Below are 20,671 nucleotides of genomic sequence, written 5' to 3' on the forward strand. Positions count from 1 at the left end.
TTTATATCAATCAAAAAAAGTGCCATTCGGCACTTTTTTATAACATGAAAATTGGGCTTAATATTCCCAGAACATGCGTTGTATTTCTTTTGCATCTTTGGTTTTGGTTAAAGCAAGCGCGGTTAAAATTTTAGCTTTTTGAGGGTTGAAGTCATGTGCAACTACCCAACCATATTTGTCATCTGGCTGTTCGGCATTACGGAGAACGAATCCTTGTGGCACTCGTGAAGAACGTACAATTTGTATACCACTTTGCTGAAGTTGATTCAGCGTGGGAACAATATTTTTCGCGACTGAGCCGTTTCCTGTACCTGCATGGACAATGGCTTTAACCCCAGCCTTGGCATACGCTTGATAAGCATCAGGAATCATGTTGCCAGAGCCATAGACAATTTGAACTAATGGGAGTGTATCACCCTTAATATTCTCGATATTAAATTCTGACCGCTGATTAAATCGCTTAACAGAACTTCGGAACCAATAAGGTTTAGATTCTACCAACGTCCCTAAAGCTCCCCATTGGCTTAAAAAGGCATTAGTATGAATATTAATGCCTTTAGTCACATCTCGAGCTGCAAAAATACTATCGTTCATAAGGACGAACACCCCCTTATTTTTTGCACTCGGGTCTGCTGCCAGAGCAACTGCACTATATAAATTTAGTGGGCCATCCGCAGATAAAGCCGTCGATGGGCGCATTGAGCCGACAACAACAATAGGTTTTTCCGTTTGTACGACTAGATTAAGAAAAAAAGCGGTTTCTTCTAAAGTATCTGTGCCATGTGTAATGACAACGCCATTTACATCTGACTTTTTAACCAAATCATTGACTTGGCGGGCAAGGGAAAGTAATTCTTTGTCTGTAATGCTTTCAGAAGCAACCTGCATTGCTTGTACGCCGCTCACATTGGCTAAATCTTTAATTTGAGGAACGGCATTCAGTAAGTCATCCACTGGAACTTTTGCGGCAGTGTAAGTGGCGCTGTTGGTTGAGCTTGCACCAGCACCCGCAATCGTTCCCCCAGTTGCAACGACGACAACGTTATTTTTAGCAAAGCTCGTTAGGGGTAATAACAAGCCAATCGATAGAGTCAGTGCGGTTAGCGTCTTTTTCATCTTTTTTCCTAAATGTTTTTTATAGTATTGTGCATGGATAATGCTTAATCACGATAAAGGAAAAGAAGGGTGCTTGTATATAATCAAAATGAAATTAATATCATGAAATAATCAAAATATTAAATATAAAACCCCCACATTGAAATCTGGGGGTTTTAAATACATCATTCACATAAAACGACTGAATTAACGCATTTTCGCCAAGAATCTTCCTAGACGGTTAATCGCTTCACGAAGTTCATTTTCAGCAGGCAAGAACACCACACGGAAATGATCAGGGGTAGGCCAGTTGAATCCTGTACCTTGAACCAATAACACTTTTTCTGCTTTGAGGAAGTCAAGCATAAACTGTTCATCATCCTGAATCGGATAAATTTCAGGATCAAGTTTAGGGAAACAATACATTGCACCTTCAGGTTTAACACAGCTTACACCTGGGATTTCATTCAACATTTGCCAAGCAATATTGCGTTGCTCATACAAACGACCACCTGGACGAATTAAATCGTTGATAGACTGGTAGCCACCCAATGCAGTTTGAATAGCATATTGAGCTTGATGGTTAGCACACAGGCGCATTGACGCGAGCATGTCTAGACCTTCAATATAATCTGCTGCACGTGTCTTATCCCCCGTAATTGCCATCCAGCCTGAACGGTATCCAGCAATTCGATAGGATTTAGATAATCCGTTAAATGAAATACACAGTTGATTACCCGCAAGGGCAGCGACCGATACATGTTCGATTCCATCGTAAACGATCTTATCGTAGATCTCATCAGCAAATAAAATCAGGTCATATTTTTTTGCAAGAGCGACAATTTTTTCTAAGACATGACGTGGATAAACAGCACCCGTTGGGTTGTTCGGATTGATAATCACGATCCCACGAGTATTAGGCGTAATTTTGTTTTCCATATCCTGAATATCAGGATACCAATTGTTTTCTTCATCACATTTATAATGGATTGCAGTACCACCAGAAAGATTAACGGCAGCAGTCCATAATGGATAATCTGGCATTGGCACCAGCATTTCATCGCCGTCATCTAACAGGCCTTGCATAGCCATTACAATCAGCTCAGAAACACCATTCCCAATATAAACGTCATTGACATGCATATTGAAAATACCTTTTTGTTGATAGTACTGACAAACCGCTTTGCGGGCAGGGAAAATCCCTTTTGAGTCTGTATAGCCAATTGCATTTGGTAAGTTCAACGCAACATCATTGATAATTTCTTGAGGTGCTTCAAAACCGAAGGGCGCTGGGTTGCCGATATTGAGTTTAATTATCTTATGTCCGGCTTCTTCCATTTCGTTGGCGGCGCGTAACACAGGTCCACGAATGTCATAGCATACATGCTCGAGCTTAGACGATTTCTTAATTTCGCGTGGAGTAGTGTTACCTAAAACGGACATATTCCCATCCAATTATTTTTGAGTGAATAAAAATAGATTACTAAATATCACAATCTATGTAGAAATTTAGCTAGAAATTTTTCAAGCTCTAGCGTAAATATGAAGGTACTGAAGCATGACATTGAATGTCAAAGATTTAAAGGAGTTAATCATGGGAAAACTCAATAAAACAGACCGAGAATGGCAAAGAGAGTTATCACCAGAGGAGTATCGCATTACCCGTCAAAAGGGAACTGAGCCTGCTTTCACAGGGCGATATTGGAATACCAAACAAGAAGGAACTTATGTTTGTCGTTGCTGTGGCGAACCTTTATTTACTTCAGAAACCAAATATGACAGTGGTTGTGGATGGCCTAGTTTTTATCGTCCAATCAACCAAACAGTCATTGAAGAACATGACGATCACTCACATGGCATGATTCGTACTGAGATTGTTTGTCATCATTGTGACGCACATCTAGGTCATGTTTTTGAGGATGGACCTGAACCTACAGGTCTTCGCTATTGTGTAAACTCAGCTTCATTAGAATTAAAAACCCAAGAAAAAAATGATGAGGAAACCTATCCATGACCAATATTTATCAATTTGAGGCAGAATTGCTAGAAGGGGAAAATAAGCAATTTTCGGACTATGAAGGTAAAGTGCTATTGATAGTCAACACAGCCAGCAAATGTGGATTTACGCCACAATTTGCAGGGTTGGAAGCGCTGTATGAAAAGTATAAAGATCAAGGTTTTGAGGTATTAGGATTTCCGTGTAATCAATTTGGTGGGCAAGATCCGGGTACGCACGAAGAAATTGGTAGTTTTTGCCAGAGAAATTACGGTGTATCCTTTCCGATGTTCGCTAAAGTGGATGTAAAAGGTCCTGAAGCCCATGTGATTTTTCGGTATCTCACCAACAACAGCAAAGGCATTTTAGGAAGTGGAATTAAGTGGAACTTTACCAAATTTTTGATTGGAAAAGATGGCAAAGTGCTTAATCGATATGCACCTACAACTAAACCAGAAAGCATTGAAGATGATATTCAAAAAGCGCTGGCTCAGTAAAAAAAATCAGCTCAATTGAGCTGATTTTTTTTATTCATTTAATTCAAGAAACGGTAATCGGCTAGATTTGCATTTTTGGTTTCTAGCCAATACTTCCATGTATAACTCGGCCAAAGTGAAAAATTCTTTCCGCCTTCTTGCTGATACCAACTCACACAGCCAGATTGCCAAACTGTGCCTGCAAATTTTTCTTGGATTTTACGGTTGAATTCTTCTTGGACTACATCTTTGACCACGATTGCTTTGGTTTTGGATTTTTCTACAGCTTCAATCAGTTGTAGAATGTAATTCACTTGAGATTCGATCATAAAAATTACAGAGTTATGACCTAAAACAGTATTCGGGCCTAAAAGTTGAAAGAGATTTGGAAATCCTTTGGTAGAAATTCCATAGTAGCTTTCAGCACCCTCTTTCCATGCTTCTTTCAACTCAATACCATTTTCACCATAACATTTAAAATCTTTTAAATAAATTCGTGGATCAGTAATAAAACCAGTACCGTAAATTAAGCAATCTATTTCTCGTACTTGCCCATCTTTGGTAACAATCGCATTTTCAGTAATTTCTTGGATGCTGTCCGTCACGAGCTCTACATTCTTGCGATTAAATGTTGGGAAATATCGATTTGATACCAAAATTCTTTTACACCCCATGGTGTAATCTGGTGTCAATTTTTTTGCTATTTCTTTATCTTTGACTTGGAAGCGAATAAAAGCTTCTGCAAGTTTTTGACCCAGTCGCATCATTTGAGGTTTTACAATCGGAACTACGCGTGATTCATTTGACCAATACAAGCGCGCTCGATGCAATTTTCTAAACCAGTCGTATTGGGCAAACAGTTTTTTGTCTAAAGCATTATAAGCACGTTCATCGCGCGGTATTACCCATGCAGCAGTTCTTTGAAACACGTATAACTGTTTGGTTTTTGGTGCAATCTCAGGAATATATTGAATTGCACTTCCACCTGTGCCGATACTGGCTACACGTTTACCATTCAGGTCATAAGCATGATTCCAAGATGATGAGTGGAATACTTCGCCTTTAAATTTTTCGATACCTTTAATCTTTGGAATTTGAGGAATATGCAATGGACCAGAGGCAAAAATAAGGAATTGACTGTGTAGAGCACTTTGATTCTTGATGGATATTTCCCACGCATGAGCTTGCTTATCGAAGCGTGTCGAAATGACTTCGGTATCAAATTGAATAAATTTTTTTAAATCATATTCTTGAATAAGATCTTGAATATATTGGAAAATTTCAGGTGCTTCAGCATATCGTTTTGTCCAATCAGATTTGGGGGCAAAAGATAACGAATACATATGAGACTGAACATCACATGCAGCACCCGGATATTGATTTTCGCGCCAAGTACCACCTACATCTGTAGCTTTTTCAAGAATAACAAAATCTTTGATACCGCGTTTAAGAAGTTGAATCGCTGTGGCTAATCCTCCAAATCCGGCGCCGATAATCGCAATTTTAGTATTTTTCTTGATGAATTGCGTTTCAGTCAAGTCGACTGAATTTGTATCTAGCTGATCTGATCTAACTTCCATTTTAATACTCGTTCATATTATTTGAAGCTATCATAAGCAGTCTGGATTGAAACTGACATGATTTCATTGACATTTAATATTGATATTTTCGGCAATATCCTTTCCCTTTTTTTTAGGGTAAAACATATGCAACTTTAATTTTAAAATTCTGTTTTATGAAAAGGTCGATTCTCGGTTTGTTGTATCTCATACAGGGTATGCGACAGGTCGGAATAAATGTAGACGAAAGATTGGAAGCTGTCGGTTTAAAGGCGGATGCCTTAGATCCGAGTTCAACGATTCAACCTGAATTAGAACAAATCATTCAAAGAATTATTGCTAAAGGGGTTAACCCGCTGCTTGGTTTGGATGTCGGTCAACATTATGCGCTCGCAGGCTATGGTCCGCTTCTTATGCTGTTGGTCACAAGCCCGAATGTCGGTGCGGCTCTCACAAATGGAATACGCTATCAAGCGCTTACCCATTTATCGGGTAGACTTACATTAGAGCAGACGAGTGTCTATGCGGCTTTATGTTATGAACCTCTCAATTTACAAAATGAAGTTGATGAGTTCAGGGCTCAATGTGAAATTTCAGGTACGGTTAAATTCGTGCAAGACATCTACAAAATGATAGGATTGCCTTTTCCTGAAGTGCAGATTGAATTGCCGTTTTCACGACCCAAAGAATCCATCTTTTTAAACAAGTATTTGGATTATTTCGGTGCGCAAGTTCGGTTTGAACATGATAAATTTCGACTGATTTTTGATGCAGAAATTTTAGAATTGAAGTTGCCTTCAGCTGATCAAATCACATTTAATGTCCATCAACAAAGATGTAATGCTGAAATCGAAAGATTGAATGCACAACAATTGAATCAACACCATTTGATTCAAAGAATTCACGATTATTTGGATTTACAAACGGGGCAGATTCCAACAATGGCAGAAACTGCTCAAGCATTGAATATTCCAGAGCGTACTTTGCGACATCAGCTTAACCAACTGGATACAAGCTATAAGCAAATACGGGAGCAACTCATTCGAGAGAAAGCGCTTCGATTAATTGAGTACAAAGAGTATTCAATCGAAGTAATAGCTGAAATGCTTGGATATTCAGAACCTGCAGCATTTAACCATGCTTTTAAAAGATGGTTTGGACAAAGTCCACGACAGTATGGGAAATGACCTCAGCATGTATGCTCAAATGGTATATGCCAAAGTGTTATTTATCATTTTTTTAAATATTCGTTATACTTCCGACGGCCTAAAAAAGTAATCAATATCTATGTTCCATTCTCATTCTTCGCAAAATAGTTTAAGTCACACTCCGCAATCACCTGCAGAACGTTATGCTCACGCAATTTCGTCAGGACAATTTATGCCTGATGATGCTCAAGCTCAAGCTGTACATGAACTTAATCGTGTTTGGGAAGAACTGATCTTACGATATAAAGCTTCTAAAAAAGCGTTTCGACGTTTTCGCCGTCAAACAGCCCCGAAGGGTGTTTATATGTGGGGTGGTGTTGGGCGTGGAAAAACTTGGTTGATGGACCAGTTTTATGATGCGATACCATTCCGTCGTAAGACGCGTATGCATTTCCATCATTTTATGCAATATGTGCATAAAGAGTTAAATAAAAATTCAGGACAGCAAAATCCACTCGACATCGTTGCTGATCAAATTTACAAAGATGCGGTTGTGATCTGTTTTGATGAATTCTTTGTATCAAATGTCACGGATGCGATGATTTTAAGTGATTTATTCCAAAAGCTATTTGTTCGTGGAATTACACTTGTTGCGACATCAAACATTGCACCAGATGGTTTATACAAGAACGGTATTCATCGCGACCGCTTTATTCCAACGATTGAAATGGTAAAAAAGAATTGTGTCATTTTGAATGTGGATGCAGGTGTTGACTATCGTTTGCGTGTACTGAAACAAGCGCAGTTGTTCAAATCACCTTTAAGCCATGATAATCAGGTATGGATGGCACAACGTTTTTCAGCATTAACCAGTGCTCAAAATGTGAGTGAAGAACCGATCATCATTAATGGACGTAATGTCGATACAATTGGTCATACTGAAGATGTATTATGGTGTGAGTTTTCTGAACTCTGTATGAAGCCACGAAGTCCTGCGGACTTTATCGAAATTGCGAACACTTATAACACTGTCCTAGTCAGTAATGTTCCCGATCTGAATGATTATTTATCAGAAGGAACACGCCGATTCATTTATTTAGTCGATGAGTTCTATGATCGTGGTGTTAAATTATTACTAACCTCACATGCCAGTATCATTGATATATATAGTGGCGAAAAATTAGCGTTTGAAATCGAACGCACACGTTCACGCTTACTCGAAATGCAATCAGATGACTATTTACAATCTGCGCATCGACAAATTGATATGCCTGCAGAATAAATGTGAAAATTCAAAAACGAACCCAAACAGATGATGTTTGGGTTTTTTTATTTGGAGTGGAATAAATTTGAAATCGTCGCTTAAAAGCGTAGAGAAAATAGACATATTGGTTTAAATTAAATCAGATTTGATGGAAATTGGCACTTAAGTCTAATTTCTACCTTTATAAAACTTTATACACTGTAATTAGATTGTTGAATTAAAACGACTCAATAAGTAATAGATCAAAAGTCTCATCTGATTGGTGTCTATAATAAATGATCACTATTTAGCAATGTGATATTACTATTCAGCAATTTATAAATGGGTATACTAGATTCTCTTGTATAAAAAGTAGCAATATCAGGAAAGACAATGACTGCACGTATTCAGAAAGGCAAGTTAGCGATTGCTAAAGAACTCTACGATTTCATCGAAAATGAAGCACTACCAGGTTCTGGTTTAGACAGTGAAACTTACTGGAAAAACTTTGAACAAGTCGTTGTTGATCTTAGCCCAAAAAATAAAGCACTCTTGGCTAAGCGTGATGACATTCAAGCGAAAATTGATGAATGGCACCGCAATAATAAATTTGAATTAGGAGCTTACAAAGCTTTCCTGACAGAAATTGGCTACTTATTACCAGAAGTAGAAGATTTTCAAATTACAACTGAAAATGTAGATGAAGAAATCGCACTATTGGCGGGTGCACAATTGGTTGTGCCTGTACGTAATGCACGTTACTGCTTGAACGCTGCAAATGCTCGTTGGGGCTCTTTATATGACGCATTGTATGGTTTCGATGTCATCTCGGAAGAAGGCGGTGCAGAAAAAGGTAAGGGGTATAACCCTGTTCGTGGCGAAAAAGTTATCGCTTTTGCTAAAAATTTCTTAAATGAAACTTTCCCTTTAGCAAATGGATCACATGCGGATGCTACGAAATACGCTGTTGAAGCAAAAAAATTAGTGGTAACGCTTAAAGATGGCAGCACAACGAATTTGGCTAAAGAAGCTCAATTTGTAGGTTTTAATGGTGAAGAGTCTGCGCCGACAGAAATCGTTTTATTAAATAATGGTTTGCATGTCATCATTGAAATCGATGCGACAAGCCCAATTGGTCAAACGGATGCTGCTGGCGTAAAAGATCTTGTTTTAGAATCTGCGGTAACAACGATCCAAGATTTGGAAGACTCAATTGCTGCGGTTGATGCTGAAGAAAAAGTTGAAGGCTACCGTAACTGGTTAGGTTTGATGAAGGGTACTTTGGAAGAGAAAATCGAGAAAAATGGTAAAACCATTACTCGTGCTTTAAACAAAGACCGTACCCACAAAAATCTGATCGGTGGCGAAACAACTTTACACGGTCGTTCATTGATGCTTCTTCGTAACGTTGGTCATTTGATGACGAACCCGGCGATCCTAGTGGATGGTCAAGAAATCTATGAAGGTATCATGGATGCATTGATCACACCGTTATTAACGTTTGCTGACATCAAAGGTCAAAATGAAATCAAGAACTCTCGTAAAGGTTCTATGTATATCGTTAAACCTAAGATGCATGGCCCTGAAGAAGTTGCATTTGCAGTTGAACTATTTGAGCGTGCAGAACAAGCTCTAGGTTTGCCAGCAAAAACGCTTAAAATCGGGATCATGGATGAAGAGCGCCGTACTTCTGTAAACTTGAAAAACTGTATTGCTCAAGCGAAAGATCGTACCATCTTCATTAACACAGGATTCATGGACCGTACAGGTGACGAAATCCATACCTTTATGGAAGCAGGTCCATTCGTTCGTAAGGGTGAAGTTAAATCTCAAATTTGGTTCCCTGCATATGAAAACCGTAACGTGATGGTTGGTTTACAAGCAGGCTTACGTGGCAAAGCACAAATTGGTAAAGGCATGTGGCCTAAACCAGATATGCTTTTAGATATGTATAAAACCAAAATTGAGCATCCTGAAGCTGGTGCGAGCTGTGCTTGGGTTCCATCACCATCTGGTGCTGTAATTCATGCGATTCACTATCACCAATGTAATGTTTCAGCGCGTCAACAAGAGTTGTTAAAAACTGAAGCATTACCTTTAGATGATTTATTAACTCCACCATTAGCGACTGATACGAATTGGACTGATGAAGAGAAAACCAAAGAGTTAGAAAATAACCTTCAGGGTATTCTTGGTTATGTTGTTCGTTGGGTTGATTTGGGTGTTGGTTGTTCTAAAGTTCCAGACATCAACAACGTTGGTTTGATGGAAGACCGTGCAACTTTACGTATTTCATCTCAACACGTTGCTAACTGGTTACGTCACGGTATCGTGACTAAAGAGCAAGTTGAAGAAGTAATGCAACGTATGGCTAAAATTGTAGATGAGCAAAATGCGAACGATCCAGCGTACACACCAATGGCGCCTGGGTTTGACGGTTATGCTTACCAAGCAGCATATGATTTAGTGTTTAAAGGTGCTGAACAACCATCAGGTTATACAGAACCATTACTTCATGCTTACCGCTTGAAGCTTAAAGGTTATACTGGTGACTAATTAAAATAAAAAAGCCTCTCCGGAGGCTTTTTTTACGATTGTGTAAAATAGTTGACCATTGGGTAAAAAGTGGCATGTAGAGGGACATAAAATGACGCGATATTCAAATTTAAATCAACAGTATATTAACGGTTTTTGGTTAAAAGGCTCTTCAGAGCGTGTCATACAAAATTTTAATCCATTTGATTTAAAAGAAATACACCAAATTCAAGCGGCGAATCAGTCTGATGTTGATCTCGCTTTTTCTGCAGCACAACAAGCATTTGATCTTGGCTTAATTACCTCTGCTATAGATCGCAAGAAAATCATTCAGAAGCTGCATGACATCATACAATTACGTAAAGACGAAATTATAGATTGGCTGATTACCGAGTCTGGAAGTACGCGTCTCAAGGCAAATATTGAAGTAGGTGCTGCGCTTGGTATTATCTCAGAATCATTCACTTTTCCTGATCAAATCCAAACTGTTCAGCTAGAAAGTAAAGATCCTGCGAGAAAAAGTTTTTATCAACGCAAAGCGTTGGGTGTTATTGCTGTCATTAGCCCTTGGAATTTTCCATTTCATTTGTCAATGCGATCGGTTGTTTGCGCAATCGCATGTGGAAATACAGTGGTACTAAAACCTGCGAGTGACACACCTGTTACAGGTGGAACATTATTAGGGAAATTGTTTGAAGAGGCGGGTGTGCCCGCTGGTGTACTGAATGTCATTGTGGGTAGTGGTAGTGAAATAGGGGATTATTTTGTCGAGCATCCTATCCCGAAGATGATTTCATTCACTGGCTCTACAGAAGTAGGACAAAATGTTGGTGCTAAAGCGATGGCCAGCTCTAGAATCAAACGACTTGCTTTAGAGCTTGGGGGGAATGCGCCATTATTAATTCTTAAAGATGCAGATTTAGATTTGGCAGTCGATTTGACGATCAAGGGGCGCTTCCTTCACCAAGGTCAAATCTGTATGAGCACTAATCGTGTCATCGTAGATCAATCGATTCACAATGAATATGTTGAAAAGCTTTTAAACAAAGTCAAAGATATTCCTGTGGGTGATCCTAATCTTGATGAGACGCTTATAGGACCTATTATTAATAATACACAAGTGAAACAGCATCAACGAATCATTGATCAGGCTCAAATAGAAGGTGCTAAGTTGGTCTATGCTGGGGGTATTGAGAATAATTTGGTTTCACCTCATGTGTTTATCGATGTATTGCCGACATATGCAATTGCTCAAGAGGAAAGCTTCGGACCAATTCTGCCGATCATCAGAGCAGATGATGAAGCACATGCAATAAAAATCGCCAATGACACACCGTTTGGTTTATCTGGTGCTGTATGTGCATCTGATATTGAGCGCGGAGTAGAAATCGCTTCAAAACTCGATATTGGAATGACACATATTAATGATATAAGTGTCGCGGACCATGCTAATGCACCATTCGGTGGAGAAAAGAACTCTGGATTAGGGCGCTTTAATGGGCATTGGATTATGGATGAATTCACGCGTACACACTGGATGACAGTACCAATATCATCATAATGAACTGAATTGGATCGGCTATAATAGCCTAAGTTTTTTATAGTATTGAAAATTATGCTATGTGTGCCAACTTTAAGCCAATACAAGCGCATCAAATCCAAGCATTAGAACTTCCACATATTTCATTTGAATATGTGGAAGAGGTTTATCCAAGCTACGAAACCCCGTTATTATTTAAATCTGATCATAGCTACGAGTGGAGGTTAGTTAATTTTGGTTTTATACCAAAATGGGCAACTGATACAGAAATAGCGAAGAAAACCTATAATGCACGCAATGAAACATTAAGCGAAAAAAGAAGTTTTCAAGAAGCATTTGAAAAATGTAAATTTGGTGTAATTCCAGTCACTGAGTTTTATGAAGCAAAATATATTAATGGACGACCGCAACGATGGGGTGTGAGAAGAAAAGATGGTCAGGCATTTTTTATCGCAGCGTTGTATGAAATCACGAAAATTGATCAAATTATTTATCGTTCAGCAACGATGATTACCATGGATGCTATTCATCACGAAATGATGAAGGATTTTCATGAGCCTGGAGATGTTAAACGGTCAGTAATTATTATTCCGCACCATAAATTAGATCAGTGGTTGAGTTTAAAATCCCCCGACATTCAGAACTTTGTTGAAGGCTTTCCAGTAGGGGAATTTGAATGTTTTTATTGTCCAAAACCACGGCAGAACAATACAGCCCAACTCAATATGTTTGATGATGGGCTTTAATCTAAAGTTTAGGAAAATTAATGCGCTAAATTTTTGAAAATATGCTTTAAGCTTTCCATTAGTTTTTCAATTTGAAGTGGGGTTAATCCCTCAAATGTTTGTTCAAGAACCACACTCATCAGGTCATTAATTTTTTTTGTCATTTCTAAACCTTTTGGTGTTAGTACCACACGCGTAATACGGGCATCGTTTTCACACGAGTAAGTGTCAACCATTCCTTCATCTTTTAAACGGTAAACGATTTTTGTAGTCGTCGACATTTTTGACACAATCATGTCAGAGAGTTCTGAAACACTTGCATCTGGTTTAGTAGACAATGCGACAAGCAAACGTCGACGAGAATTATCAACGCCATACTTTTTGAGCACATGGTCAACATTCAGTACATACTGAGAATGGACTTGAGTGATCCAATAGAATGGAAAATTTTCGAGTTCAAAATTTTCAGATGAAGGTAAAAATTTTGCATATTTTTTTGACATCGCTACGTCCTTGTCAGTGTAACTTAATTGTTTTTATTAATTTAAATATTACATGAAGCATAACCTATATTAAAAGAACTATGTTCAAATAATCAACTTATGTTCAAGCGCTTACCTTAAATCAGACAAAAGGTATGACACCTATTGACTTCAGTTTTATAAAACATATTTCAATGATCTGTAAATATCTTTATGTGTATCAAAACAGAAGATTCGAAAAATACAGCTATTCTGATCTTCATGATTATATCTTTATGTCAATTCCACGCTGACCAAATTCTATTGAAAAATATAGGAACTATAACTTGGCACTGATATTTTTTTTTGTGTCGAAAATGTCAAAGACTATTCAAGGATGGCAATTACGACTAAAGATATGATCTAAATTTACATAAAAAATTGTTTTGAACATAAAAAAAGTAATTACAAAATAAAATTCTTATGCATAATAGTTTCATCATTTCTGAAAAGGTAACTTTATATATGGACCCGTCGCCGTGTTGGCCTAATTTAGCTTCTTACATTATCTTAAATAATAAGAACCAGGAGATCTAATATGGAATTTTTATTGGATCCTGGCATTTGGATAGGGTTAATTACCCTTATCATTCTTGAAATCGTTTTAGGTATTGATAACTTAGTATTTATTGCGATACTTGCAGAAAAACTTCCTCCAGAACAACGTGATAAAGCCCGTGTAATCGGTTTATCCCTCGCATTATTAATGCGTCTAGGTCTACTTTTTGCGATCTCGTGGTTAGTGACTTTAACTCAACCATTGATTGAAATTTTTGGAAAAACATTCTCAGGTCGGGATTTGATATTACTGTTTGGTGGTCTATTCCTTGTGTATAAGGCTGTCAATGAACTCCATGAAAAAATGGAGGGTAAACCCGAGATTAAAACGAATAACAATGTCGTATACGCTGGTTTTGCTGCAGTTGTGGCTCAGATCGTTGTGCTTGATGCGGTATTTTCACTCGACTCAGTGATCACTGCGATTGGTATGGTGGATAATATTTACGTGATGATGGCTGCGATGATTGTGGCTATGGTTGTCATGTTAATTGCATCAAAACCGTTAACTACGTTTGTTAACCGTCATCCTACGGTAGTTATCCTTTGTTTAAGTTTCTTGTTATTGATCGGTGTAAGTCTAATCGCTGAAGGTTTTGGATTCCATATCCCTAAAGGTTATATTTATTCAGGTATTGGTGTTGCAATTCTAATTGAAGCATTCAATCAATTTTCGAATCGTAATCTTGAAAAAAATCAAGCGAAGATCCCGTTACGTCATCGAACTGCAGATTCAATTTTGAAATTGATGGGCAGTAAATTGGATGCCGATATTGCAACATCCAAAGAAGTTGAAGAAATTCAACAAGCTTTTGGTGATGAAGAGCGTTATATGGTTGGTGGTGTGCTATCACTTGCTGAACGTTCAGTTGCTTCAATTATGACACCTCGAAATCAAATTTCTTGGGTTAATATTGAGGACGATGCCGAAGCAATTCGTGAACAGGTATTAGCTGTACCTCATAGTCTTTTCCCAGTTTGTCGTGGACAATTGGATAAAGTCATCACGATTGTACGTGCAAAAGAATTGATTGATGCATTAGATGATCCAGATCAACTAAAAGATTTGATGAAACGTGTCCGTCCTATTTTCATTTATGAAAAAATGAAAGTGATTGATGCAATTAATACATTAAGAACTTCTAAAGGTTCATTGGTACTTGTTACAAATGAATATGGCAATATTCAAGGCTTAATCTCACCATTAGATGTTTTTGAAGCAATTGCTGGTGAATTCCCAGATGCTGATGAACAGCTTGAATTGGTTAAAATCGATGATACCACTTGGAAGGCGTCTGGTATGTTAGATTTATATCAATTAGAGCTGGCGCTCGATATATTAGATTTAGATCTGGTGCAAGAAGACTCAGGTTACTTTAGTGTTGCAGGACTGATTTTAGATAAAACGAGTGGGGCGGTTGAAGTTGGTATGTTGATTGAACACCAAGGGGTTAATTTCGAAATTCTAGAAATGGAAGATAATCGAATTAAAACCGTTAAAATCACGCTTTAAACTCTAATAAAAAAGCTCCTTATTGGAGCTTTTTTTTGCTTAAATTTCTATATAAGGTATGGAGTTAGCGAAGTCGTAGTATGAAATATGAGATAAGATGCTAAACATATTGCAATCTGTTTTATAGCGAAGGAATGTCAGATCATGATCGATCAAATGGAATTATCGGTAAGACTTGCTATTTTTTTTAGTGGTATTTTTTTATTGACCGGTATGCTTACTGGCGTTTGGAAGTATGTGCAAATCAGCTTATCTAAACAAGCTCGAGCACATTATTATGTTGATATTGCGCATAGGAGTAGTTTGCTATATGCACCTGCAACGTTAATTCTAGCGGTTATGGCATATTTTTCAGCGTTGAATGAATCGACAAATTTGCTCTTTATTTTGATTAATATTTTCTTTTTTGCATTTTCAATTTTAAGTTATATTTTGCATGGCTTATTGAAAGATACGACAAATCAGTTCAAAGAACCACATCAATTAGGGCGTATTGAATTACCAAAATTGCTCATGAGAGGTGCGATGGTACTATTGGTCTTAGGTGAGGTTGGGGCGACCTTAGGTTTGCTTTATGGTTTATATGTTGGGTTATTCTAATAAGTAGAGCAGAATTGAAAAACTTGTTATTTTGATAGAGTGCTTTAAATGATGACATTGACTTTAAGATGGATGCTTTGGCATCCATCTCTTAGTCTAAATGTGCTTCTTGATCAGAAAGCTTTTGAGTACGATATTTCGTGTCAATAAAGGCCCACACGTAAAATGCTAGCGTCGCAGCAAGTGCATAAGCAAAATATTCAAGCTTCAACGTGCCTTGAATTGTACCTTGCACAACAAGTGTCAGCATGAGAGCAAACATTGTGCTTAAAAAAACGACAGCATTGTTGTTCGCTTTAAGAGTATTAATGAAGACTTGCTTGTTGAAATGTAATGATAACATCTCCATCCCTCCTGATAATTCATGACAAATCTGAATGATTTAGTCGACTTTGTTTACATACTTGTACAGGGGATTGAAGAATAAAGCAAGTTTTTAACACTCTATTATGTAAATAAATTATGACATTAATATGACAAAAGTCGAAATATTTGAAATTAAGATACTACGTGAGCTAAGTGATAGAATTATTTCGATAAATCGTGATGAGATGAATAGAGTTTCTTGTAATTCTTTAATCTATTTACTTTTTAGCATCTTGCAAAACAAATAAATAGTAGCAAAAGTCATTCCAAATCTGACTGATGAGGTCAAAGTTAAGGTGGGTAAGCAATAATAGTCTGTTGGATAAACGAGACAATTATTGATTACAGAACAAATACGGCTTGGGTAAAACAATATTTATTGATAAATCACCTGAATTTACTTCTTCAGTCTATCCAGTGTGTAGACAATGACAAATACAACTAAAGAAGGAATCAACCATGCTAAATTTTGTTCAGCCAATGGTAGATTGTTCATAAATGCTGGCAAGAAATGATCTAATTCTGCAACCTTAAGTCCATCAATAATACCGAATATGAAAGCAACCGCTGTAACAGGCGCAATGACGCGTGGAGCGGAATTAAAGAACTTCCACATAAATCCCATCATGATCACCACAATCGCTGGTGGGTAGATTGCACTTAATACAGGTACAGAGAAGGCGATTAACTTGGTTAAACCTAAGTTGGAAATGACAAATGAGAAACCAACAAGAATGAAAACCCATTTTTTGTAAGTAATCTTCGTGATTTGTGAGAAATATTCTGCACATGCACAAGTCAAACCAATTGCCGTAACCATGCATGCGATAAAAATCATCGCCCCTAGAAAATATGAGCCAAAGTCACCAAAGGCGTGCTGAACATAGCCATGGAGAATAATGGCACCATTTGCAGCGTTAGGTGCAGCCTCGTGACTACTCAGTCCAAGTTTAAATAGGCTAATGTAAACCAGTGTAAGGCCAATACCTGAAATTAAACTTGCGATCACTGCATATTTGGTAATTAACTTTTGATCATTTACATCACGTGAACGTATCGCATTAATAATGACAATACCAAATACTAAAGCTCCTAAAGTGTCCATGGTTAAATAACCATTAACAAAACCTTCTGAAACAGGACTATTGATATAGTTTCCAATAGGTGCAGGGATATAATCTGCAGAAACTAAAAAGGCACTACCACCTAAAATGATCAAAGAGAGAATTTTGAGTGGAGATAAAACATAGCCGACAGTATCCAAAATTTTATTCGGATAAAGTGAGATTAACGTTACAAATGCAAAATAAATTGCACTGTAGATCAACAAGGTCGATGAAGACGTTCCAAAATAACTCGAAAAACCAATTTCAAAAGAAACTGTAGCTGTCCGAGGTGTCGCGAAAAGTGGTCCAACAGCAAGATAGCATGCTACGGTTAAGATTAAACTTGCAATCTTACCCAGTGGAGAGCTTAAAAGTTGAATAGAGCCTTCAACACGCGATAGCGCAATGATCGTGATAACAGGAAGGCCAACAGCAGTAATTAAGAAGCCAAAAGCAGCTAACCAAACATGTTCACCCGCTTGTTGAGCAACAATAGGTGGGAAGATAATATTGCCTGCACCGATAAATAGTGCAAAGGTCATAAAACCTAAGGCAATAATGTCCCGTGTACGCAAATTGGTCATAAGGGAGATCGGTTCAAGAAAAAAGAAAGCGATTTTAGAGCAAATGTCAGTAAATAGGGAGGGCGGTCATCCATCGAATGGAATAGTAAAAAAGCAAGAAGCGAATAATTTTATTGGATGGGAAATTATGAGTTAAATTAAGTCTATGTATTTATAAAACTAATAAAATAAATTTATTTATTGAATTGAAATTAAGCAGAGCTTAGATCTTGATTCGCAAAATAAAATAATGTACTGAATGGTTAAATAATAGTCGAAAATGATTAAGTTACAGATAGTCTATAGCGTTTGTGATCGACAAATGAAAGTCCTATAATGAATCCTGAATTAAAAAGGGGTTCATCATGAAGGCAACAGCTGTCACCATTAAAACTGAACAAGATATTGAAAAACTAAGAATATCGGGTCGGCTTGCGGCACAAGTGCTTGCAATGATTGGTGATTATGTGAAGCCAGGTGTGAGTACTGAGTATCTTGATGATATCTGTAATGATTACATCGTCAATACACTCAAGGTGACGCCAGCAAATGTGGGTTATTACGGATATACAAAAACAACCTGTATTTCGAAAAATGAAGTTGTATGTCATGGTATCCCTGCTTCCAATATTATCTTAGAGGATGGAGACATCATTAATATTGATGTTGCAATCATCAAGGATGGTTATTTTGGTGATACCAGTCGAATGTACTATGTAGGTACAATTAAACCTGAAGCAAAAAAATTAGTCGATACGACTTATGAAGCGATGCTTGCAGGTATTAAAACGGTTAAACCTGGCGCGACGCTAGGTGACGTGGGTCATGCTATTCAACAAGTTGCGCAACGCGAAGGTTTTACGATTGTACGTGAATATTGTGGTCACGGTATTGGAAAAACCTACCATGAGCAACCGAATGTATTGCATTACGGACAGCCTGGTCAGGGATTAGTATTAAGAAAAGGAATGGTGTTTACCATTGAGCCTATGGTGAATGCAGGCAAAGCCAAAGTTAAAGAATTAAAAGACGGATGGACAGTAGTTACAGCAGATAAATCTTGGTCTGCACAATGGGAACATATGGTTGCTGTGACTGATGAAGGATATGAATTATTGACACCTTGGCCTGAAGGTACGGGTGAATATCCTGTAATTTAATTCCCAAAAGCCTATTTTTTTAAATAGGCTTTTTAATTTGTATACGCATCAAATGATAAATAATAAATCCAATAACCAATCCCCAAAAAGCAGATCCAATGCCCAAAAACTGAACTCCAGATGCAGACATTAAAAAAGTGATTAAAGCAGCATCACGATCTAAATCTTCTTTAAATGCGATACTGATGTTATGTCCAATCGTTGCAAAAAGTGCGATCGCCGCCAAAGTGGTGATCATTTCTCTAGGGAATGACAGTAATAATCCCGTTAGTGTCGCTGCAAAAATGCCCATAAAGATATAGAACACTCCACAAGCCATACCTGCAATATAGCGTTTAGCAAGGTCTTGATGAACTTGTTCATCAAGGCTCACAGCTGCACTAATTGCTGCGATATTGGTTGAAAATGCCCCGAACGGAGCGAATATTGCTTGAGCAATTCCTGTCCAACTTACTAATTGGTTGACATGAGGTTTGTAACCATAGGATCTGATCATTGCTAAACCAGGTAAATATTGTGAAGCCATATTGATGATCAAGAGGGGAATAGCTAAACCCAGAATACTTGACCAGTGAAATTCAGGCTGAATCCATACTGGATACGTCATTCCGTAGTGAATTTTGGTTGCTGTATATTCAAAGAAAAAAGGTGTGGCGATAATGCAAGCTAACAATGTAATGACAATGGAGTGACGGGGTAATGCTTTTTTACTTATAAAATATGTACTGATCAAGATTAGAACATAGATCAATTGGTCTTGCATGACCGTAAATAATGAAATGCCAAATTTTAATAACACTCCAGCTAACATGGCGCTTGTAAGAGATTGCGGTAAAAATTCAAGAATTCTTTGAAATATTCCAAAAAAGCCCAATACAGCAGTCATAATTCCGCATATTAAAAATGCCCCTATCGCCTCATTCAAATTGTATCCTGAGCCTGTAGCGATAATCAGTGCTAGTCCTGCTGTTGACCATGATGTTGCAACTGGATATTTAAACTTCCAGCTTAAGATCAGTCCTGATAATCCTATACTCAAACCCAGTGCCCAAAACCATGAGCTAATCTGTGCTTGATTTGCACCTAATACTTGTCCAGCTTGAATAACCAGTACAGATGAAACGCTAATGCCAATTAAAAATGTAATAAAGCCAGCGAAAACAGCAGGTAGACTTAAATCTTTTTTTATTCTTGTTATCACGTCTATGAGCATTTTTATATTATTTCCCTAATGATTCTGTGAAGTTAAGATTACATTGTTGATGTCGCAAGTTTGATCCCAAACAATCCAAATAAAATACCAATAGCGGCAACAGAAGCAGCTGCTAATTTATAATGCGTGTTGAAGTAATTTGAAATTTTGATACCTGTGAAGATCAACATACTTAAGTAGGCTATACTCATTAATTGTAAAATTACAGCAAGCATTAAAAAGCTTTGGGCTGGATAAGGATAAGCTGGATCTACAAATTGAACAAAAAACGATAAATAGAACAGTATTGCCTTTGGGTTAATCAGACTAATGAGTAATGCGGTACGAAAAGGATGAAATTTTTCTTGTTTTTGTACAATAGAAACATTAGCTTGATCTTTACTTGGACGTTTCCAAGTTAAATAGGCTGCATATATTAAACGGATACCTAAATAACTAAGATATAAAGCACCAATAATTTTTAGGGCGAAAAAAATCCAGGGAAATTGATGCAATAATGTTGCGGCACCTAAGACAGTTAGCAAAATAAGGATGCTATCTCCACACAAAATACCGAAAGCACCTTGATAGCCCACTTTTATGCCAAAGCGAGTCGCAATAGACATGACATAGAGCGAGTTAGGTCCAGGTAATAAAATAATAAGTAATGTACCTATTAAATAGGTTGGAAGATCAGTTATACCAAACACTCATTTATCTCTTAAAAAATAATCGAGCTCCTAAGAGCTCGATTGAAAGAATGATGGATAGGTGC

18 protein-coding genes are annotated in these 20,671 nt (G+C 37.5%); 10 read left to right on the forward strand and 8 right to left on the reverse strand.

Annotation, left to right across the window (positions count from 1 at the left end; genetic code table 11):
* Positions 1-57: 57 nt before the first annotated feature.
* A complete protein-coding gene (locus AC1M9A_RS11660) occupies positions 58-1,116 on the reverse strand; it encodes a type II asparaginase (RefSeq protein ID WP_481610266.1) in 1,059 nt (352 codons plus the stop codon).
* 186 nt (positions 1,117-1,302) lie between these two features.
* The gene (locus AC1M9A_RS11665; protein WP_481587655.1) at positions 1,303-2,538 is read right to left on the reverse strand and encodes a pyridoxal phosphate-dependent aminotransferase; all 1,236 of its coding nucleotides are present in this window, start codon (positions 2,536-2,538) and stop codon (positions 1,303-1,305) included.
* A 151-nt stretch (positions 2,539-2,689) separates the two neighbouring features.
* Between AC1M9A_RS11665 and msrB the strand changes: the two genes are divergently transcribed.
* Both msrB and AC1M9A_RS11675 read left to right on the forward strand, forming a co-directional pair.
* A complete protein-coding gene (gene msrB, locus AC1M9A_RS11670; protein WP_035266138.1) occupies positions 2,690-3,109 on the forward strand; it encodes a peptide-methionine (R)-S-oxide reductase MsrB in 420 nt (139 codons plus the stop codon).
* Positions 3,106-3,588, forward strand: coding sequence for a glutathione peroxidase (locus tag AC1M9A_RS11675; RefSeq protein ID WP_035266096.1), 483 nt, complete (start codon positions 3,106-3,108; stop codon positions 3,586-3,588). Before msrB ends, AC1M9A_RS11675 begins: the two co-directional genes overlap by 4 nt.
* Before the next feature lie 38 nt (positions 3,589-3,626).
* Here AC1M9A_RS11675 and AC1M9A_RS11680 read toward each other — a convergent pair whose 3' ends face one another.
* Positions 3,627-5,147, reverse strand: coding sequence for a flavin-containing monooxygenase (locus AC1M9A_RS11680; protein ID WP_481610267.1), 1,521 nt, complete (start codon positions 5,145-5,147; stop codon positions 3,627-3,629).
* Positions 5,148-5,302: 155 nt separating this feature from the next.
* Between AC1M9A_RS11680 and AC1M9A_RS11685 the strand changes: the two genes are divergently transcribed.
* The 5 genes from AC1M9A_RS11685 to AC1M9A_RS11705 all read left to right on the forward strand — a co-directional run bounded on the left by AC1M9A_RS11685 (position 5,303) and on the right by AC1M9A_RS11705 (position 12,338).
* Complete coding sequence (locus tag AC1M9A_RS11685) at positions 5,303-6,313, forward strand: AraC family transcriptional regulator (protein ID WP_481610268.1); 1,011 nt, start codon at positions 5,303-5,305, stop codon at positions 6,311-6,313.
* Between the two features lie 100 nt (positions 6,314-6,413).
* Positions 6,414-7,556 (forward strand): cell division protein ZapE, encoded by a 1,143-nt coding sequence (gene zapE / locus AC1M9A_RS11690; protein ID WP_481587652.1) that lies wholly within the window; start codon positions 6,414-6,416, stop codon positions 7,554-7,556.
* Positions 7,557-7,910: 354 nt separating this feature from the next.
* Positions 7,911-10,073, forward strand: coding sequence for a malate synthase G (locus AC1M9A_RS11695; protein ID WP_092767767.1), 2,163 nt, complete (start codon positions 7,911-7,913; stop codon positions 10,071-10,073).
* Between the two features lie 91 nt (positions 10,074-10,164).
* Positions 10,165-11,613, forward strand: coding sequence for an aldehyde dehydrogenase family protein (locus tag AC1M9A_RS11700; protein WP_481610269.1), 1,449 nt, complete (start codon positions 10,165-10,167; stop codon positions 11,611-11,613).
* A gap of 59 nt (positions 11,614-11,672) precedes the next feature.
* Positions 11,673-12,338 carry an SOS response-associated peptidase gene (locus tag AC1M9A_RS11705; protein ID WP_481592103.1) on the forward strand — a complete coding sequence of 222 codons (666 nt, stop codon included), beginning with the start codon at positions 11,673-11,675 and terminating at the stop codon, positions 12,336-12,338.
* A gap of 17 nt (positions 12,339-12,355) precedes the next feature.
* On the opposite strand, the gene AC1M9A_RS11710 is transcribed toward AC1M9A_RS11705, so the two are convergent.
* The gene (locus tag AC1M9A_RS11710; RefSeq protein WP_035266085.1) at positions 12,356-12,820 is read right to left on the reverse strand and encodes a MarR family winged helix-turn-helix transcriptional regulator; all 465 of its coding nucleotides are present in this window, start codon (positions 12,818-12,820) and stop codon (positions 12,356-12,358) included.
* 556 nt (positions 12,821-13,376) lie between these two features.
* Here AC1M9A_RS11710 and AC1M9A_RS11715 point away from each other — a divergent pair.
* Together AC1M9A_RS11715 and AC1M9A_RS11720 are read left to right on the forward strand one after the other, a co-directional pair.
* Positions 13,377-14,909 carry a TerC family protein gene (locus tag AC1M9A_RS11715; RefSeq protein ID WP_092767773.1) on the forward strand — a complete coding sequence of 511 codons (1,533 nt, stop codon included), beginning with the start codon at positions 13,377-13,379 and terminating at the stop codon, positions 14,907-14,909.
* 144 nt (positions 14,910-15,053) lie between these two features.
* Positions 15,054-15,509, forward strand: a complete 456-nt coding sequence (locus tag AC1M9A_RS11720) for a hypothetical protein (protein WP_481592104.1) — start codon at positions 15,054-15,056, stop codon at positions 15,507-15,509.
* 91 nt (positions 15,510-15,600) lie between these two features.
* On the opposite strand, the gene AC1M9A_RS11725 is transcribed toward AC1M9A_RS11720, so the two are convergent.
* Together AC1M9A_RS11725 and brnQ are read right to left on the reverse strand one after the other, a co-directional pair.
* A complete protein-coding gene (locus AC1M9A_RS11725) occupies positions 15,601-15,852 on the reverse strand; it encodes a hypothetical protein (RefSeq protein WP_035266079.1) in 252 nt (83 codons plus the stop codon).
* A gap of 420 nt (positions 15,853-16,272) precedes the next feature.
* A complete protein-coding gene (gene brnQ / locus AC1M9A_RS11730; RefSeq protein ID WP_481610270.1) occupies positions 16,273-17,565 on the reverse strand; it encodes a branched-chain amino acid transport system II carrier protein in 1,293 nt (430 codons plus the stop codon).
* Positions 17,566-17,909: 344 nt separating this feature from the next.
* On the opposite strand from brnQ, the gene map reads away from it, so the two are divergent.
* Positions 17,910-18,704: a type I methionyl aminopeptidase gene (gene map / locus AC1M9A_RS11735; protein ID WP_481592105.1), complete on the forward strand. Its 795-nt coding sequence runs from the start codon at positions 17,910-17,912 to the stop codon at positions 18,702-18,704.
* Positions 18,705-18,723: 19 nt separating this feature from the next.
* Here the strand turns inward: map and AC1M9A_RS11740 are convergent, their stop codons facing one another.
* Both AC1M9A_RS11740 and leuE read right to left on the reverse strand, forming a co-directional pair.
* Entirely contained in the window at positions 18,724-19,902 is a 1,179-nt protein-coding gene (locus tag AC1M9A_RS11740; protein ID WP_481610291.1) for a benzoate/H(+) symporter BenE family transporter, read from the reverse strand.
* Positions 19,903-19,955: 53 nt separating this feature from the next.
* Complete coding sequence (leuE, locus tag AC1M9A_RS11745) at positions 19,956-20,606, reverse strand: leucine efflux protein LeuE (RefSeq protein ID WP_481610271.1); 651 nt, start codon at positions 20,604-20,606, stop codon at positions 19,956-19,958.
* Positions 20,607-20,671: the final 65 nt, after the last annotated feature.

This window comes from Acinetobacter sp. ANC_7634, assembly GCF_056779875.1.

Excerpts from the sequence above, each read along its gene's own strand:
- brnQ (WP_481610270.1), bottom strand. The coding sequence starts at position 17,565 with ATGACCAATTTGCGTACACGGGACATTATTGCCTTAGGTTTTATGACC.
- AC1M9A_RS11710 (WP_035266085.1), bottom strand. The coding sequence starts at position 12,820 with ATGTCAAAAAAATATGCAAAATTTTTACCTTCATCTGAAAATTTTGAA.
- AC1M9A_RS11675 (WP_035266096.1), top strand. The coding sequence starts at position 3,106 with ATGACCAATATTTATCAATTTGAGGCAGAATTGCTAGAAGGGGAAAAT.
- AC1M9A_RS11715 (WP_092767773.1), top strand. The coding sequence starts at position 13,377 with ATGGAATTTTTATTGGATCCTGGCATTTGGATAGGGTTAATTACCCTT.
- AC1M9A_RS11680 (WP_481610267.1), bottom strand. The coding sequence starts at position 5,147 with ATGGAAGTTAGATCAGATCAGCTAGATACAAATTCAGTCGACTTGACT.
- AC1M9A_RS11685 (WP_481610268.1), top strand. The coding sequence starts at position 5,303 with ATGAAAAGGTCGATTCTCGGTTTGTTGTATCTCATACAGGGTATGCGA.
- msrB (WP_035266138.1), top strand. The coding sequence starts at position 2,690 with ATGGGAAAACTCAATAAAACAGACCGAGAATGGCAAAGAGAGTTATCA.
- AC1M9A_RS11700 (WP_481610269.1), top strand. The coding sequence starts at position 10,165 with ATGACGCGATATTCAAATTTAAATCAACAGTATATTAACGGTTTTTGG.
- zapE (WP_481587652.1), top strand. The coding sequence starts at position 6,414 with ATGTTCCATTCTCATTCTTCGCAAAATAGTTTAAGTCACACTCCGCAA.
- AC1M9A_RS11725 (WP_035266079.1), bottom strand. The coding sequence starts at position 15,852 with ATGTTATCATTACATTTCAACAAGCAAGTCTTCATTAATACTCTTAAA.
- AC1M9A_RS11705 (WP_481592103.1), top strand. The coding sequence starts at position 11,673 with ATGTGTGCCAACTTTAAGCCAATACAAGCGCATCAAATCCAAGCATTA.
- AC1M9A_RS11665 (WP_481587655.1), bottom strand. The coding sequence starts at position 2,538 with ATGTCCGTTTTAGGTAACACTACTCCACGCGAAATTAAGAAATCGTCT.
- AC1M9A_RS11695 (WP_092767767.1), top strand. The coding sequence starts at position 7,911 with ATGACTGCACGTATTCAGAAAGGCAAGTTAGCGATTGCTAAAGAACTC.
- AC1M9A_RS11720 (WP_481592104.1), top strand. The coding sequence starts at position 15,054 with ATGATCGATCAAATGGAATTATCGGTAAGACTTGCTATTTTTTTTAGT.
- map (WP_481592105.1), top strand. The coding sequence starts at position 17,910 with ATGAAGGCAACAGCTGTCACCATTAAAACTGAACAAGATATTGAAAAA.
- AC1M9A_RS11660 (WP_481610266.1), bottom strand. The coding sequence starts at position 1,116 with ATGAAAAAGACGCTAACCGCACTGACTCTATCGATTGGCTTGTTATTA.